15 protein-coding genes are annotated in these 16,464 nt (G+C 66.8%); 8 read left to right on the forward strand and 7 right to left on the reverse strand.

What is annotated here, in order from left to right; genetic code table 11:
• From NTX40_10525 to NTX40_10535, 3 genes are all read left to right on the forward strand, one after another.
• A partial coding sequence (locus NTX40_10525) for a GMP synthase (glutamine-hydrolyzing) (protein MCX5649508.1) occupies positions 1-324 on the forward strand: 324 nt, incomplete at its 5' end.
• Between the two features lie 53 nt (positions 325-377).
• Complete coding sequence (locus NTX40_10530) at positions 378-674, forward strand: four helix bundle protein (GenBank protein ID MCX5649509.1); 297 nt, start codon at positions 378-380, stop codon at positions 672-674.
• Between the two features lie 169 nt (positions 675-843).
• Positions 844-1,725, forward strand: a complete 882-nt coding sequence (locus tag NTX40_10535; GenBank protein ID MCX5649510.1) for a type II CAAX endopeptidase family protein — start codon at positions 844-846, stop codon at positions 1,723-1,725.
• Positions 1,726-1,838: 113 nt separating this feature from the next.
• Here the strand turns inward: NTX40_10535 and NTX40_10540 are convergent, their stop codons facing one another.
• From NTX40_10540 to dapF, 7 genes are all read right to left on the reverse strand, one after another.
• Complete coding sequence (locus NTX40_10540; protein MCX5649511.1) at positions 1,839-3,776, reverse strand: hypothetical protein; 1,938 nt, start codon at positions 3,774-3,776, stop codon at positions 1,839-1,841.
• Between the two features lie 176 nt (positions 3,777-3,952).
• Positions 3,953-4,951, reverse strand: a complete 999-nt coding sequence (locus tag NTX40_10545) for an ATP-binding cassette domain-containing protein (protein ID MCX5649512.1) — start codon at positions 4,949-4,951, stop codon at positions 3,953-3,955.
• On the reverse strand, positions 4,948-5,973 hold the full coding sequence (locus NTX40_10550; GenBank protein ID MCX5649513.1) for an ABC transporter ATP-binding protein: 1,026 nt from the start codon (positions 5,971-5,973) through the stop codon (positions 4,948-4,950). The genes NTX40_10545 and NTX40_10550 overlap by 4 nt, the downstream gene beginning before the upstream one ends.
• A 35-nt stretch (positions 5,974-6,008) precedes the next feature.
• The gene (locus NTX40_10555) at positions 6,009-7,196 is read right to left on the reverse strand and encodes an ABC transporter permease (protein MCX5649514.1); all 1,188 of its coding nucleotides are present in this window, start codon (positions 7,194-7,196) and stop codon (positions 6,009-6,011) included.
• Positions 7,197-7,200: 4 nt separating this feature from the next.
• On the reverse strand, positions 7,201-8,259 hold the full coding sequence (locus tag NTX40_10560; GenBank protein ID MCX5649515.1) for an ABC transporter permease: 1,059 nt from the start codon (positions 8,257-8,259) through the stop codon (positions 7,201-7,203).
• Complete coding sequence (locus tag NTX40_10565) at positions 8,256-9,893, reverse strand: peptide-binding protein (GenBank protein ID MCX5649516.1); 1,638 nt, start codon at positions 9,891-9,893, stop codon at positions 8,256-8,258. The genes NTX40_10560 and NTX40_10565 overlap by 4 nt, the downstream gene beginning before the upstream one ends.
• A 26-nt stretch (positions 9,894-9,919) precedes the next feature.
• Positions 9,920-10,819 carry a diaminopimelate epimerase gene (gene dapF, locus NTX40_10570; GenBank protein MCX5649517.1) on the reverse strand — a complete coding sequence of 300 codons (900 nt, stop codon included), beginning with the start codon at positions 10,817-10,819 and terminating at the stop codon, positions 9,920-9,922.
• A gap of 416 nt (positions 10,820-11,235) precedes the next feature.
• Between dapF and NTX40_10575 the strand changes: the two genes are divergently transcribed.
• The 5 genes from NTX40_10575 to NTX40_10595 all read left to right on the forward strand — a co-directional run bounded on the left by NTX40_10575 (position 11,236) and on the right by NTX40_10595 (position 16,228).
• Positions 11,236-11,910: a site-2 protease family protein gene (locus NTX40_10575; GenBank protein MCX5649518.1), complete on the forward strand. Its 675-nt coding sequence runs from the start codon at positions 11,236-11,238 to the stop codon at positions 11,908-11,910.
• 2 nt (positions 11,911-11,912) lie between these two features.
• The gene (gene trpS / locus NTX40_10580; protein ID MCX5649519.1) at positions 11,913-12,920 is read left to right on the forward strand and encodes a tryptophan--tRNA ligase; all 1,008 of its coding nucleotides are present in this window, start codon (positions 11,913-11,915) and stop codon (positions 12,918-12,920) included.
• A 172-nt stretch (positions 12,921-13,092) separates the two neighbouring features.
• Entirely contained in the window at positions 13,093-13,521 is a 429-nt protein-coding gene (locus NTX40_10585) for a segregation/condensation protein A (protein MCX5649520.1), read from the forward strand.
• A 60-nt stretch (positions 13,522-13,581) separates the two neighbouring features.
• On the forward strand, positions 13,582-14,343 hold the full coding sequence (locus NTX40_10590) for a hypothetical protein (protein MCX5649521.1): 762 nt from the start codon (positions 13,582-13,584) through the stop codon (positions 14,341-14,343).
• Positions 14,344-14,422: 79 nt separating this feature from the next.
• Positions 14,423-16,228: an adenosylcobalamin-dependent ribonucleoside-diphosphate reductase gene (locus NTX40_10595; protein MCX5649522.1), complete on the forward strand. Its 1,806-nt coding sequence runs from the start codon at positions 14,423-14,425 to the stop codon at positions 16,226-16,228.
• Positions 16,229-16,464 lie beyond the last annotated feature (236 nt).

Genomic DNA, 16,464 nt, shown 5'->3' on the forward strand with positions numbered 1-16,464 from the left:
CGGAAGCTCAAGATCCTGCGCGAGGCCGACGCCATTTTCCTCGAGGAACTGCACCGCGCGGGGTTATACCACAAGATCTGGCAGGCGCTGGCGGTGCTCTTGCCCGTCAAAGCCGTCGGCGTCATGGGCGACGAGCGGACCTATGCGAACGTCATCGCCCTGCGCGCCGTGACCAGCCGGGACGGCATGACCGCCGACTGGGCCAGGCTGCCGCACCCGGTCCTCGCGCGGATCGCGACGCGGATCACCAACGAAATCAAGGGCGTGAACCGCGTCGTGTATGACACGAGTTCCAAGCCGCCCAGCACGATTGAGTGGGAGTAAACGACGAATATCCAATATCCAATGACCAATATTCAATGTCCAAGGACGAAAACATGACCGGCCGCCGGTATGACCTGGAGGAGCGGCTGATGGCCTTCGCGGACCGCGTCCTAAATGTCGTGGACGCGCTTCCCCGCACCCGTGCGGGGAATCACATCGGCAATCCGTTGGTGCGGTGCGGCTCCTCGCCCGTGGCGAATTACGGTGAGGCGCAAAGCGCCAAATCGCGGAGCGATTTCATCCATAAGTTGAAATTGTCTTTGAAGGAGTTGCGGGAGACGCGAATTTGGCTGAGGCTCATTCAGCGAAGGCTTCTGATCAAACCCGCAGCGAAGTTGGCCCCCTCCTGAAGGAGTGCGATGAGTTGATTGCCATTTTCGCAGCGAGCGCGCGGACGGCGGAGAAGAAGAACGCCCGGCCGACGAATGGGCCGTGACTTGATTATTGGATATTGAGCATTGGACATTGGATATTCGCTGTTGAGAGGGGCCGTGTAGGAGCCGCCGAAAGCGAGCGACGATGCCGACCTCCGAAACCCCAACCTTTGCGGACCTTGTGCCGAGGCTCTGGCTTGTCGGCACGGTGATCGCCTGTTTGCCGGCAACGGCCGCGGCGGTCTGGCTTGTCGTGCGGTGGTGGCTCTCGGGCCGGCCGTTTCCCCTGCCCCGGGACGGCGCCTGGCCGCTCGTGCCGTGGCCGGCGTGGTTCGGCCTCTTGCTGTTCGGCGCAGTATTCAGCCTGATGTTTCTCCTCAGCAGCGCGTGGGCGGTGATGGCCGAACTGGACTTCGTGCCATGGAAGTCCTACGGGACCACCGACCTCATAAATCCCGGTCTATTCCTGTCGCAACTCCTCCCGCCGGCGCTGGGTCTATGGTTCGTCACGCGCCTGGGGCCGGGCGCGGCCGAAACCATCGGCGTGCGCGCGGGGCGACCCTGGCACGACGTGCTGTACGGCTTCGGCATGACGGCGGCGGTGGTCCCGCTGTGCGTCGGAGCGATTCTTGTCGGCGCGCTGGTTCACTGGCTTGCCGGGTTGCCGACCGTCTTGCATCCGGTGCTGGTGAGCATCGGCGAGTCCTCGTCGCCCTGGACGCTGGCGGCGGCGCTCGTTCTGGCGTCCGTGGTGGCGCCGCTGGCCGAGGAGTTCACCTACCGCGGGGTGCTGATGATGAGCCTCCTGAGGCCGCTGGGCGGCGCGGGGGCCATTGCCGTCTCGAGCGCGGTTTTCGCCCTCGTGCACGTCATGGTCGAGCCGCAGGCCGTCCTCGCGCTTTTCTTGCTCGGACTGGCGCTCGGATACGTCACCTACCGGACGCGGAGCCTGGTGGCGGCCGTGGCGGCCCACAGCGCGTTCAACACCCTGATGGTCCTGGGGACCTTCTTCGGCGGGCCGTCTTAATTCTACAACGCGATCTCACCGCAGAGATCGCAGAGACCGCAGAGAAAGTATTGAGTAACAACGGCAAGGCAACTTCCGCCAGCGGCTCACAAAACATGTTGTTTGCCGTTCCCCTATCTTTGCAGTTCTCTGCGTTCTCCGCGCTCTCTGCGGTGAAATCGCCTTGTACGTTTAAGGGGCCGGCGCTGGTTCCGGCGCCGGTTCCTTCGGCGCAGGAGGGGCAGCCTCCGGCGCGGGTCCCTTCGGCGCGGGAGGAGCCGCCTCGGGTCCCGGCGCGCCTGCCCCTTTGGGGCCGGGAGCCTCGCCGCCCTTGCCCGCCGGCGGTCCTTCCTTGCTCGGCTCAAAGAGCGATTCCGGCCCACCATCTCGCTGCCGACGTCGACGGTCCCGACGCGGTCCGGGTTCGTCCCGCCGCGCAGAAGCGCCTCTCTCAGATAGGCCGGCAGACTGGTGGCGATGAGAAGGTTCTGCGTCTCGGGCATGTGCGGTTCCAGGCGGGCGAACGCCGGGGCCACCTGGCCCGGTTCACCCTCCTGGACGCGCTCGACGATCTTGCGGAAAAGCGTCAGGTCGGCACCTGTGCCGACGACGGCTTTGTCCTTGACGATGGCCACGCGGTACACGAGGCCCTCCGGCCCGTACATGGTCTTCAGCCATTCCCTGAACTCGGCGTGGCGGGCGGGGATGCCGAACCGAAACTTCGGGATGTACAGGGTGACGGGAACCCCGTTGATTTCGCCGGAGTCGGGGACGGTGCGGATTTTCAGATAAAGGTCCAGCTGGCTCGCGAGCCGTTCCCACGCGCTCGTCAGCATAGCGAGGCCGCGACGGAACTGCTCGGGGTCCTTCAGATCGTACACACCTGTCTGGCTGACCATGCCGAGGCCCGTGGCGGCGGGAGCGGAGAAGTACGTGATCCGGTCGCCGAGGGATTCCAGGAGCGTCTGCATGGCCTCGTAGACTTCCCTTTTGGTCGGCTCGGGAAGCGGCTCGGGGCGAGGCGCCTTCTCGAGGAAGAACTTCGTGGCCTTGAGGAAAAACTCGGTGCGCGCCGCCGGGGCGAGGCGGAGTGTCGATGCCGAGGCCACAGGCGCATCGCCCCAGGGAGGGACGCGCGCCGGCCCAGGCGTCTGGCGGGAGAGGAATTGGGCCACGTTTCGGCCGTCGGCGAAGCGGACACCCAGATCGGCGGACACGCCCTCCGTACCGAACCGCAGCGCGACCTCGAACGAGAGCATCTGGTCGATGAAGTCGGCGATGCCAAGCATGTACGTCACCATCATGTCGGCATAGGCGACTGACTCGGGCGTGTAGTACATCTGGCCGCTGGCCGCCCGGAACCACGAGGCGATCTCACCCTCGTAGATCTGCTTGAGGCGGTCCACGTTGACATAAAGCATGGGCCCGGGCCCCTCCGCCCGCGCGCGTGTTTCAGGCAGGAGATTCGGCAAGAGGAAATTGCCCTTCGCGATGTCGTCCATCGTACGGACGGAACTGGTGACGACGGCGTATCGGCCGACGCGTTTGACGAAGCGCGGTCCGGCCGCCCCCGTCAGGACATAGAGGTCGGCGCCCATTTCCTCGCCCCCGCCGGCGCTGAGAACGGCCTGCCAATCGGCCACGGGCAGGATGTACACCGTGTAGCGGTTCCGATAGCGCTTCGGATCGAGAAAGGCGACGGCGGCGGGGGCCTGGGTGTCAAGGCCCTCGCGGATGCCGGTGCGGCGGGCGAGGCCGTCGAGCAGCGGGTGGTCGCCATGCCCGATATGCCAACCCGTCCGTTCCGTGAACCGCAGGATATCCTTCTCCAGGGCATCCAGGCGAGGCAGGTGGACGAACGCCACCGCGCCGTTCGGCACGAGGGCCAGGGCCGGCGAAGTGATTTCGGATTTCGGATTTCGGATTTCGGAATCAACGGCTACCGTTGCGGGCGCCTCGGCAGGCGCTTCCGCGGGCGGGGGCTCGGCCGCAGGCCCCGGATCGGCCGCAAAACCCAGCGCGGCCCATGCCGCAAGCAACGCCAGTCCGGCCAGCCATACACGAATTCTCATGAGGCCTCCTCCGCTCGCTACTGCTTTCGATCTGTGTGTGGCACGGCGGGCCTTGTCCCGCCGTGCGCCGAGGCACGGCCGGGCAAGACCGGCCGTGCCACACCCGGGGGCGGTTCCGCTTCGGCGGCAAAGGAGCGCTGCCGACTACCCCAGTTTACGAAGCGCCGCGGCCAAGGTCAATGATGCAAGTGGCAACTGACGAGGTGCTCCGGGTCGTCGGCTATGGGAGCCAGCGCGGGGACCTCGACCGGACACCGGTCAAAAGCCGAGGGGCATCGCGGATGGAACGTGCAGCCGGTGGGCGGATTCATGGCGCTCGGCACCTCGCCGCGCGGCACGATGCGTTCGCCCGGCGCGTCCGGATGGCCCTTCGGAATCGCCGACATCAGGCATTTCGTGTACGGATGGAGCGGCTTTTTGTAGAGGGCCCGGCTGGGCGACTGCTCGACGATTCGCCCGAGATACATGACGGCCACGTCGTCGGAGATGTGGCTGACGACCGCCAAGTCGTGGGCGATGAAGAGGTACGCCAGCCCGAGTTCCTCCCGAAGCCGACCGAGAAGGTTCAGAATCTGCGCCTGGATCGAGACGTCCAGGGCGCTGACGGGCTCGTCGCAGACGATGAACTTGGGCTCGAGCGCGAGGGCCCGCGCGATGCCGATCCGCTGGCGCTGGCCTCCCGAAAACTCGTGCGGGTACCGATTGACCAAGGCCGGGTCCAGACCGACGCGCTCCAGGAGGCGGGCGACGCGCTGGTCGCGTTCGCGGCCGCGGGCGATCCCGTGCACCGTAAGCGATTCGCCGACGATTGCACCAACGGTCATCCGCGGGTTCAGGCTGCCGTACGGGTCCTGGAAGATGATCTGCATGTGGCGTCGGAGTCGGCGGAGTTTCTCGGGCGCGAGGTCGAAAACGTTGCGGCCCTCGAAGGTGACGCTGCCCGAGGTCGCCGGAATCAGGCGGAGGATGGTCCGGCCGGTGGTGGTTTTGCCGCAGCCCGATTCGCCCACGAGGCCGAGCGTCCTGGCGCTGCGGATGGCGAAGGAAACCCCGTCCACGGCGCGGACGTGGCCGACCGTCCGGCGCAAGAGGCCGCGGCGGACGGGAAAATGCGTCTTCAGGTCGCGGACCTCCAGGAGACGGTCGCTCGATTTGCGGTTGGCGTCGGCCGTCATGATCGGTAGATCGCCTCCCCTCGGGTTCGCATCTCGGCCAGGCGGTCGCTGTGCCAGCAGGCCGTCCGATGGCCCGGCTTCTTGGACTGGAGCGGCGGGCGCTCGTTCGGACACCTCGCGTCGTCGGCGAGCGGGCACCGCGGGTGGAACGGGCACCCCGGCGGAACGGCGAGCGGGCTCGGCACCGTGCCGGGAATGACGGCGAGCGGCTGGCCGGTCATCTCCAGACTGGGCCGGCTGCGAAACAGGCCGACCGTGTAGGGATGGAGCGGCGCGGCGAAGAGTTCCCGCACGTCGGCCTGCTCGACGATTCGGCCGGCATACATGACGGCGACGGAGTCGGCCGTCTCGGCGACGATGCCCAGGTCGTGCGTGATCATAAGCATGCTCATGCCGCTCGCGCCGCGCAGGTCGCCGAGGAGGTCCAGAATCTGGGCCTGAATGGTGACGTCGAGGGCGGTGGTCGGCTCGTCGGCAATGAGGAGTTCCGGGCCGCACACCAGCGCCATCGCGATCATCACCCGCTGCCGCATCCCGCCCGACATCTGGTGCGGGTACTCCGAGACGCGCTGCTCGGGATCCGGGATGCCGACCTTGCGGAGCATGGCGACGGCCTTGCGCATGGCCTCGGCACGGCCGGCCTTTTCGTGGAGCACGACGGCCTCGGCAATCTGGTCGCCGATGGTGAAGACCGGGTTGAGGCTGGTCATGGGTTCCTGGAAGATCATGGCGATGCGGTTGCCGCGCACCGCACGCATGTCCTCCTCGGAAAGCGTCAGGAGTTCCTTGGAGTCGAGGCGGACGCTGCCGGCCACGATCCGACCGGGCGGGTCGGGGATGAGGCGCAGGATCGAGAGGGCCGTGACGGTCTTTCCGCAACCGGACTCGCCGACGAGCGCGAGCGTCCCGCCGCGCGGAACGTCGAAGGAAACCTCCTCGACGGCGTAGGCGACGCCTTCGTCGGTAAAGAATCGCGTCGTAAGGCCGGAGACGCGGAGGAGAATGTTGTCGGCTTCGGTCACGCGCTGCTCCGTTGCGCGCCCACCAAGGTGGGCGGCTAAATCTTCAATCGCGGGTCGATGGCGTCACGGATGGCCTCGCCCAGGAGATTGTACACGAAAACCGTGAGGAAAATAGCCCCGCCGGCTGACGCCCAGCCCCACCAGTATTCGAGGTGCTGGCGCCCGTCGTTCAGGAGTTCGCCCCAACTGGGGGTCTGGACGAGACCCAGGAACGCCAACGACGCCTCCAGGAACACAGCGCCGGCGATGCCGAAGGTGGCTCCGACCAGGATCGGCGCCATGCCGTTCGGGACGGCGTGCATGAGGAGGAGCCGCCACGTGGGGATGCCGAGCGCGCGGGCAGCCGTGATGTAGTCCTCGCTGCGGATGCGCAGGAGTTCCGCTCGCATGTACCGATAGTACCCCGTCCACCCCGTGACGCCGATGACAAAGACCACGGCCCACAGCGGCGGGACCCACGAGGGCGTGACCGCCAGAATGATGATAATGAGGACAATCTGCGGAATGAACATGAAAACCTCGGCCACTCGCATCAGCACCAGGTCCACCCACCGGCCGAAGTATCCGCTGACGGAACCCAGCGCAATGCCGATGCTTGCGCCGATGCCCACGGCCACGAAGCCGATCGTCATGGCCGTGCGCGCCCCGTACAGGATTCGCAGGACGATATCCTGCCCCAGGCGGTCCGTGCCCAGCGGATGCCGCCAGGAGGGCGCCTCGTCGCGGTGAGCGACCGACTCGTACCCAGGATGGCGCGGGGTGGCAATGAGGGGGAACCAGGCCGACTCGGCCTCGCCGGCCCGCTCGAGGTAGAAACCGTAGCGCCTCTCGGGCTCTCGCCAGGCGACGAGCGAGACGGCAACGGCCAGCCAAATCGCGAGGTGGGCGAGGAAGACCCACCGCCAGCCGCCTGTGCCGGCGCGATGCGCCCCGCGGCGGAGCAGGCGAACCGTGAGCGGCGCGAGGAGCACGAGGGCGAAACCGAGCATCGCCGCATACTCGCCGTTCGAGAGGTAGCGGAAGATCGGCCAGGAGACCTGCCCCTTCTCGACCCAGCGGATGGGCACTTCCCCCGCCAGGAACGGGGCGATGACGGCCAGGAAGGCCAACAGCACGATAACGCCCAGGCTGACCATCGCGGCGGGGCGTTTGCGCAACTGGCGCCACACGATCGCGCCGTACGAGCGGGACCTCGCCAGGGGGGCGGCTTCGGTTGTCGGCAACAGGCTACTCATAGCGCACCCGCGGGTCGGCCCAGGCGTACAGAACGTCTCCAACCAGGAGGAAAACCAGCGTCAGCACGCCGTAAAGAAGGGTCTCAGCCATGATGAGGGCCAGGTCATACGCCTTGGCCGCATCGACCAGGAGAAGGCCCGTCCCCTGGATGCTGAAGATGTACTCGACGATGACGCTGCCTCCGATAAGACCCGGGATGGAGAGCACCAGGGCGGTGATCATCGGCAGCAGGCTGTTACGCAGGGCGTGGTGATAGATCACCCGCTCCTCCGGCAGGCCCTTGGCGCGGGCGGTGCGGACGTAGTCGGCCCGCAGGTTCTCCAGGAGGCTGGCCCGCCCCAGTTTCGCCAGATACGCCAGGCCGCCGTACACCATGCACAGCACGGGCAACGTGGCGTGCCAGAGCGTGTCAACCATGTACGCGGCCCAGCCCATCTCGTCGGCGTTGGGCGAATGGAGCCACGCCACGGGGAACCAACCCAGCCCCACGCCCCCCCTCGCCAGGACACCCAGGAGGAGCGTGCCCGCCAGCGCCTCGGGAACGCTCCAGAGGACAAGGAACAGGGCGCCGGAAGAACGGTCGAAGAACCGCCCCTGGTATCGCGCCGACGCCAGCCCGACCGGGATGGCGATGAAGAAGACCAGGATTTCGGCGATGATGTTCAGGGTGAGCGTAATCGGGATGCGCTCGAGAAACAGGAGCACGGGGTTGCGGCTGCCGCCGCTCGTGCGGAACTTGATGCTCTCGCCGAAGTCGCCCGTGACGAGGTGGCCGAACCAGCGGGCGTACCCGTGGAAGACGCCGATGACCTTGTCGAGGCGGTCGATGCGCCCATCACCGAAGTAGTCGTAGTCCTTCAGGCCGAGGCGCTCGCGGATGCGTTCCGCGTCGGCGTGCATGACCCGGGGGTCGATGTTGCCCGACTGGGCGCGGATCATGGCGGCAATAGGATCCCCCGGCGCCAGGCGCACAATGGCGTAGGCGAGGAACGTGATCCCCAGCAGGGTGGGGATCATCAGCAGCAGCCGTTTGAGGACATACGCCTTCACGGCGTTGCGCGCTCCTTGCCCGGGGGCTCAAAGCCCTGGATCCACCATTCACGGTAATCCAGCCCGAGTTTGTGGATGCGGACGCCCTGGATGCGCGGCGACTGGACGCGCAGGCTCTCGCCGGCCCGCATGAACGTGTACGGCTGCTCCTCGTGGACGATACGATGGAAGCGGTGGTAGAGGGCGTTGCGTCGGGCCGGGTCGAGTTCGGCCCGGGCCTCCTCGATGAGGCGGTCGGCGTCGGCGTTGCGGAAGCCCACATGGTTGGAGCCCCGCCCTTCGATCTGGCTGGAGTGCCAGATCTGGTACGGGTCGTCCTCGACGGTGCCCGTCCAGCCGAGCATGATGGCGTCGTAGTCGCGGTTGTCGAGTTTCGTGACGAACACCGACCACTCGGTGAACCGGCCCACCAGTTCGATGCCCGCGCTGCGGAACTCGGGCTCCAGGAGGCGCACAATGTCGCGGGCCACCGGGTTGGTGGCCGTGGTCGCGAGTTCGAACTGGAGGCGCTTGCCCCGGGCGTCCTCGAGCCATCCGTCGCCGTTGCGGTCCTCCCATCCGGCCTCCTTGAGGAGACGCTGGGCCTCCGGCCGGTCGTACGGCCAGGGCTGGATGGAGGCGTCGTACTGCGGGGCCTGGTTCCAGAACGGCCCCGTGACGGGCCGCCCGATGCCGGAGAAGATGTGCTGGAGGATGCCGTCCCGGTCGATGAGACAGGTCATGGCGCGGCGGACGCGCGGGTCGGCGAACAGCGGACGCGCGTTGTTCCAGGCAATGTACATGTATCCGTTCGCGGGAACCGCGTAGCGGAGCATCTGAAAGGCCTTGCCGGCGTCGGCCCGCTGCCCGAGTTTCACCCACCACTCGGGGATGACGGGCAGATCGTCGAGTTCCCCCGCCAGGAACGCCTGGACGGCCGCCTGGTCTTCCAGGATGAACCGGTACTCGATGCGCTCGATGGCGGGCCGGCCGCCCCAGTAGTTGGGGTTGCGCTCCAGGACGATGCTCTGCCCCGTTTTCCACCGCACGAACCTGTATCGGCCGGTGCCCGCCAGCCGGTCCACGATGTCGTTGAACTCCTGGGGCGTCTTGAAGGCGTACACGTGCTTCGGCAGGATGGGCGCGAACGCCCCGCTCACCTCCAGGCTCTTGAAGTACGGCTTGTTCCAGACGAACCGCACGGTCCGGTCGTCGACCTTCTCGCACCGCGCGCAGTCAGCATAGTACGACCGCAGGTTCGAGCAATCGATCTCGGGGTTCTGGATGGTCTGGATGGTGAAGACGACGTCGTCGGCCGTGACGGACTGGCCGTCGGAGAACCTGGCTTTCGGGTCGAGATGGAACGTGATCGTCAAGCCGTCGGGCGAGACTTCCCATCGCTCGGCCAGAAGGCCTTTCCACTCGAGCGTATCGAGGTCGCGCTCGATCAGGCTCTCGAAGATGTAGTCGTGAATGATGGTGGCGTAGACGTCCTTGGAGCACAGCGGGTTCAGGGTTTGCGGCTCGGCGTTCAGGTTGCCCCGCAGGACGTTGCCGAGGGGCTGCTCCTTGGAGCATCCCGCCCCGATGGCCGCCAGCACGCCCAGCGCCACGGCCGGCCACAGCCCGAATCGCCTCGCTTGCCGCTGTGTCATCAGATCGCCCCCTGCGCCCCGGCTGCTCAGGCCTCGGGCCACTCGCCGGTGAACACTTCCTCGACCGGCCCCGTGAGCGTGACGGGGGCGGAGTCCTCGGGCCACTCCACCTCCAGGTCCCCCCCGGGCACGTGCACCAGGATGTGCCGGTCCGAGCGGCCCGTGAGGACCCCCGCGACACAGACGGCCGACGCCCCCGTGCCGCACGCCAGCGTCAGGCCGCTGCCGCGCTCCCACGTCCGCATCCGCACTTCCGGGCCAGTACGCCCGCCCGTACTGGGCGCCGGCGAGATGACCTCGACAACGTGAACGTTGACCCGCTCGGGGAACAGTTTGTGGTTCTCGATCTTCGGACCGAGTTGCTCCAGCGGCCACTCGGCGACACTGTCCACGTAGAAAACGGCGTGGGGGTTACCCAGGTTGACGCAGGTCATCCAGAGCGTCTGGCCGCCCACCGTCAGCGGCGCGTCGACGACCCGCTTGCCGTCCAGGAGGACCGGGATGAGTTCGGCCTCCAGGTGCGGTCGTCCCATGCCGACGCTGCCGCGCGCGATGCGGCCGCCGGCGTCGCGATGGAGTGCGACCTCGCGCAGGCCGGCCCCGGTCTCGACCCGCACGGTGCACGCGCTGTTGCCGGGCGCGCACGGGCTGACGCCCTTGACCAAGCCGCGCTCGACCGCGAACTTGGCAAGGCATCGGACGCCGTTGCCGCACATCTCGGCCTCGGAGCCGTCGGCGTTGAACATGCGCATGCGGACGTCGCCGTCCTTCCGGGGCGGAAGGACGAGAATGAGGCCGTCGGCCCCGACGCCGAAGTGCCGGTCCGACATCCTGGCGGCCAGCGACGCCGGGTCGGGGACCTGCTCCTCGAAACCGTTGACGTAGATGTAGTCGTTCCCGGCGCCGTGCAACTTGGCGAAACGCATGACAACTCCCCTTCCCGAAGGCGGCACTGCCATTATAAACGGGCAGGCCGGGGTATCCAGTGTTTTGCGGGGGCGATGCGCCCGAGCGCCATGCGGCGCGGATTTTGCCACCCGTGCTAACTGTAGGGGCACGGCATGCCGTGCCCCTACGAAGAATACACGGCAACCATTTAGCCCCCCCGTGAATACACGGCAACCATTTAGCCCCCCGTGAATACACGGGGGGCCGCGCGGCAGCAGGCCCTCGGCATGCCGCCCCCGGTGTATTCACCGGGGGCTAATGGCACGGCGCCGCGAGGCGGTGCAAGGCGCGAGGCAGTGGCGCGCGAGGCGGTGCAAGGTTGACTTGTCCGCAAACGGCCGCTAAAGTGGTTCCCGGCAATCGCGGCACGGGCACGGACCCCGGGAGACGGCGCGTGGACTTCAACATCATCGATATCCTTTTGCGCGCCCCCGTCATCTTTTTCTCACTGACGATCCATGAGTTCATGCACGCCTGGACGGCGTGGAAATGCGGCGACGATACGGCCCTGCGACAGGGCCGGGTAACTCTGAATCCCCTCGCTCACTTGGACCCGATCGGGACCGTCTTGCTGTTCTTCGGACCCATCGGTTGGGCCAAGCCCGTGCCGGTTCAGCCTTATAACTTCTACCGGCCGCGGCGCGACGACATTCTGGTCAGCGGTGCCGGCGTAGCCATGAATCTGGCGTTGGGCATTCTGCTGGCCGTGGTGGTGCGTGCTCTTGTCTGGCAGAATATGCTCCCGGAAAGCCGCTTGGCAGGGATTCTCTGGGGAATGATGGGGTGGGGCATTCTTCTTAACCTGGGACTTGCGATGTTCAATCTTCTTCCGCTGCATCCTCTGGACGGATCGCACGTGCTGAGCAACCTGCTCCCCGCGACGGCTTCGGCGAGATTCGAAGAAAGCCGAAACACAACCATGATCATCCTCGGTATTCTCCTTCTCCTGAACTGGCTTGTTTTTCCAGGCTTTCTGTATACGCCCGCGGTGCACCTCATGGTGCTTCTGGCGGGCGACACAGGAACGGGCCATCTTCTTGCAAACATGTGGCTGTACACAGGGAAATAGCGATGGCTGATACGCGCCAGCGTCGTCAACGCATTCTGAGCGGCATGCGCCCCACGGGGCGCCTGCACTTGGGGAACCTCGTCGGGGCCCTCTGGAACTGGCGGATGCTCCAGGACGACTACGACTGCTTCTTCATGATCGCCGACTACCACGCGCTGATGAGCGAGTACGAGGCGCCCGGGCCCATCGCCGCCAACACCCGCGAGGTGCTCATCGACTTCATCTCCTGCGGCCTGGACCCCCAGCGCAGCGTCATCTTCCGCCAGAGCGACGTGCCGGAGCACGCCGAACTGCACCTCATCCTCTCGGCCTACACGCCCATCTCCTGGCTCGAACGCAACCCGACCTACAAGGAACAGATGCAGCAACTGGTGTCCAGGGACATCCACAACTACGCCTTCCTGGGCTACCCAGTGCTCCAGACGGCGGACATCGCCCTCTACAAGGCCAACCTCGTGCCGGTGGGCGAGGACCAGTTGCCCCACCTGGAACTGGCCCGCGAGGTCGTCCGGCGGTTTAACAACCTCGTCGGGCGCGACGTCCTCGTGGAGCCCCAGGCCAAACTCACCGCCAGCCCGCGCCTGCTGGGCCTCGACCGCCGCAAGATGTCCAAGAGTTACGGCAACCAGATCGACGTGGCCGACCCGCCGGAGGCGATCCGCAAGAAGGTCATGTCGATGATCACCGACCCGCTGCGGATCCGCCTCGCCGACCCCGGCCACCCCGAGTCCTGCAACGTCTGCGAGTACTACAAGGTGTTCGACCCGGCGGCCTACGACGGCGTGGCCGACCAGTGCCGCAACTCCAAGTGGGGCTGCACCGACTGTAAGAAGCACCTGGCCGAAGTCCTGACCGCGTTCCTGGCCGAGCCGCGGGCCAAGCGCGCGGACCTCGAGGCCCACCCGGAGACGCTGCACGCCATCCTGGAACAAGGGGCCGCCAAGGCGCAGGCCGCGGCACGCGAAACGCTCGATGAGATCAAGGAACTGACGGGGCTCGGAAAATTGTAGCGCCGAATGACCAATGACCAAGCACCAATGACCAATCAAACGGCGCCGACGGCAGTTCCAAGTTCCAGGTTCCAAGTTCCAAGTTGAAAACGGCGACGTAAACGGGCCGTTCACTTGGAACTTGGAACTTGAAACTTGGAACTCTTACGCCGGGGGGGAAGGCAGGATTCGCATGGCGTACAAAGTTGACCTCGACATTTACAATGGTCCGATGGACCTCCTTCTCTACCTCATCCGCCGCGAGGAGGTCGACATCCGCGACATCCCCATCGCGCGGATCGCCGACCAGTACATCGCCTACCTGGACGTGCTGAAGTCGCTGGACATCGAACTGGCCGGCGACTTCATCGTCCTGGCGGCGACGCTGCTGGAACTGAAGAGCGCGGCCGTGCTGCCCCGCCCGCCCGCGCCCGAGGAAGGCCAGGAGGCGGAACTGGAGGAGGACCCCCGCGAGACCCTCATCCGCCAACTCCTGGAATACCGCCGCTTCAAGGAGGCCGCGGCCCTGCTCGACGACCGCGGCCGCGACATGGCCCGCCGGTTTCCCAGGCAGTTCGACGACCGGCTGCTGGCGGACCTGGCGGAAGAGTCCGACATGTAGGCCCCGGCCGAACTCCTCAAGGGCGTCGAAATCTGGGACCTCATCAGCGCCTTCGACCAGGTGATTTGGACGCTCGGCTACTCCCAGCCGCGGGAGGTCGTCTACGACGACACGCCCGTGGAGGAGGCCGCCCGGCAACTCCTCGCCCGCATCGAGGCCGAGCGGTCCCTCCTCTTCTCGCAACTGTTCACGGGCGGCCACAGCCGCATCTACCTCGTGACGATGTTCCTGGCGGTCCTGGAACTCGTGCGCCAGCGGCGGATCGGCGCCGAGCAGGAGGTCGATTTCAAGGACGTCCGCCTGTTCCTGCGCGACCCGGCGGCCGAGCCGGCGGCGCCCCGGACGCCGCGCGGCGCCGCGAAGTCCAGGGAGGCCCTCGAACGCAAGGGGCCGCGGCGGCCCTCGGCCCGCCAGGTCGAGAACCTCCGCGACCTGATGGACGATGTGGAACTCGAAAAGACCGAGTTCGACCAGATCCTCGAGTCCATCCACGTGCCCGAGATCGAGACCTTCCGCCCCCTCTATTCCGAGGACGAACTCATGGGCCGCAAGGAACCCGATGCGGCCAAGGACGCTCCGCAGGTCCCCGGCGAGGGCGATGCGGCGCCTTGCGGGCCAGTACGCCCGCCCGTACTGGGCGGCGGCCCGGCGGGCGATGCCCCGTCAAGCGAGACCGGCCAGGGCGGAATCGACCAGGTCGAAGATTCGACCGGGCGAACCCAGCCGGCGCCCCCGGCCGACGATGACGGACTCGCCGCCGATGCACCCGCCGACAACAAACCCCCACCGCCCGAGGCCGGCCAAGGCAATCCCCCGGGATAGCGCCCCCGGCGGCGGACGGCGGCGCCGTGCAGCCGATCGCATGATTCGTGAGGGATGGGCAATCGATGGCGGGTGAACCATGAAAATTCCAATCCTCCCTGCCGCAACCCCCGAGCGGATCGACCTCTCGGACAACGCGCGCCTCGTGCTCCAGCGGCGGTACCTGAAAAAGGATGATCGCGGTGAGCCGACCGAGTCGGCCGAAGACATGTTCCGCCGCGTCGCCTCCAACATCGCCCAGGCCGAAATCAACTGGGGCACCGCCCACGACGTGCACGTGGCCGAAGAACAGTTCTACGGGGTGATGGCGCGGCTGGAATTCCTGCCGAATTCGCCCACGCTGATGAACGCCGGGCGCCGCCTCCAGCAACTGGCCGCCTGCTTCGTGCTGCCGGTGGAGGACGACATCGCCAAGATCTTCGACGCCATCAAGTACGCCGCCATCATCCACAAGTCGGGCGGCGGGACCGGCTTCTCGTTCAGCCGCATCCGACCCGCCGGCGACCTCGTGGAATCCTCCAGCGGCAAGGCCTCCGGCCCCATCAGTTTCATGAAGGTCTTCAACTATGCGACCGGAGCGATCAGCCAGGGCGGGTTTCGCCGCGGCGCCAACATGGGTGTCCTGCGGTGCGACCACCCGGACGTCGAGCGGTTCTCCCGCGCCAAGACCGAGGAGGGCGAACTCGAAAACTTCAACATCTCCATCGCCTGCACCCGCGCCTTCATGGAGGCCGTCCGCACGGGCGCCCTGTTCGACCTCCTCAATCCCCACGGCGGCCGCGCCATGCTGCGCGTGCCGGCCCGCCAAATCTGGGAAACCATGACCCGCCAGGCCCACGCCACCGGCGACCCTGGGGCCATCTTCCTCGACCGCATCAACGCCGACAACCCCACCCCCCGCCTCGGGCCCATCGAGTGCACCAACCCGTGCGGCGAGCAGCCCCTCCTGCCCTACGAGGCCTGCAACCTGGGCTCCGTCAACCTCAACAAGGTCGTCCGCGCGGGCGGCATCGACTGGGATTACCTCCAGGCCATCGTCCGCCTGGCCGTGCGGTTCCTGGATGACTGCATCCAGCAGAGCCTGTACCCCCTGCCTCAGATCACCGACGTCGTCCACGGCAACCGCAAGATCGGCCTCGGGATCATGGGCTTCGCGGACCTCCTGGTCCGGATGGGCGTGCGCTACGACTCGCCGAAGGCCCTGGCGGTGGCGGAGGAGGTCATGCGATTCATCCGGGCCGAGGCCGACCGCGCCAGCGCCGACCTGGCGACCGAGCGCGGCCCGTTCCCGAACCTTCCGGGGAGCATCTACGACCGGCCGGAATCGCCCGCGTACCGCAACGCCTGCCGCACGACCGTCGCCCCCACCGGCACGCTCTCAATCCTGGCGGGGTGCTCCTCGGGCATCGAGCCGATCTTCGCCCTGGCCATGGAGCGGCACGTGCTGGACGGCGCGCGGCTGTTCGAGGTGAACCCGCTGTTCGAGGAAACCGCGCGGCAGCGCGGCTTCTGGAGCCCCCGCCTGCTGGATCGTCTCGCCGCCAGCCCCACGCTGGCCCAGGTCAAGGGCATCCCCGAGGACCTCGCGCGGCTGTTCGTCACCGCGCTGCACATCGAGCCGAAGTGGCACGTCCAGGTCCAGGCGGCCTTCCAGAAACACGTGGACAACGCGGTCTCAAAGACCGTCAACCTGCCGTTCGAGGCCACGGTGGCGGACGTCTCGGAGATCTTCCAGATGGCCTACGAGACCGGCTGCAAGGGCATCACGGTGTTCCGCGACCGCAGCCGCTCCAAGCAGGTGCTCGTGAGGTCGCTGGAGCCCGGCCGCGAGGTCGAATCCGCCCCCGGCGCCTGCAACCGCGGCGAGGTGTGCGCCCGGACGTGAGGCGGGGAACCGCAAGCCCAAGGCCCTCCATGGGCTTGAAACGGCCGAACAAAAACGTATGATGGGCGATTGCCAATTTATGAAGTAAGCGCAGGAAGATGGCGCGGCACGCGCGCCGGGCCAGGCATGAGAGGCAGGATGAGGAATGCCCGTCCAGATTGACATCCCCATGGACAAGGTGAGGGATTTCTGCCGCCGGTGGAAGGTTACGGAATTCTCCCTGTTCGGCTCGGTCC

The sequence above is a fragment of the Planctomycetota bacterium genome (genome assembly GCA_026387035.1).
In the GTDB taxonomy this organism is placed as follows: Bacteria; Planctomycetota; Phycisphaerae; order FEN-1346; family FEN-1346; genus JAPLMM01.

Bases quoted from the DNA above. Each gene is read 5' to 3' on its own strand.
- NTX40_10535 (MCX5649510.1), top strand. From the start codon at position 844: ATGCCGACCTCCGAAACCCCAACCTTTGCGGACCTTGTGCCGAGGCTC.
- dapF (MCX5649517.1), bottom strand. From the start codon at position 10,819: ATGCGTTTCGCCAAGTTGCACGGCGCCGGGAACGACTACATCTACGTC.
- NTX40_10595 (MCX5649522.1), top strand. From the start codon at position 14,423: ATGAAAATTCCAATCCTCCCTGCCGCAACCCCCGAGCGGATCGACCTC.
- trpS (MCX5649519.1), top strand. From the start codon at position 11,913: ATGGCTGATACGCGCCAGCGTCGTCAACGCATTCTGAGCGGCATGCGC.
- NTX40_10530 (MCX5649509.1), top strand. From the start codon at position 378: ATGACCGGCCGCCGGTATGACCTGGAGGAGCGGCTGATGGCCTTCGCG.
- NTX40_10585 (MCX5649520.1), top strand. From the start codon at position 13,093: ATGGCGTACAAAGTTGACCTCGACATTTACAATGGTCCGATGGACCTC.
- NTX40_10545 (MCX5649512.1), bottom strand. From the start codon at position 4,951: ATGACGGCCGACGCCAACCGCAAATCGAGCGACCGTCTCCTGGAGGTC.
- NTX40_10540 (MCX5649511.1), bottom strand. From the start codon at position 3,776: ATGAGAATTCGTGTATGGCTGGCCGGACTGGCGTTGCTTGCGGCATGG.
- NTX40_10565 (MCX5649516.1), bottom strand. From the start codon at position 9,893: ATGACACAGCGGCAAGCGAGGCGATTCGGGCTGTGGCCGGCCGTGGCG.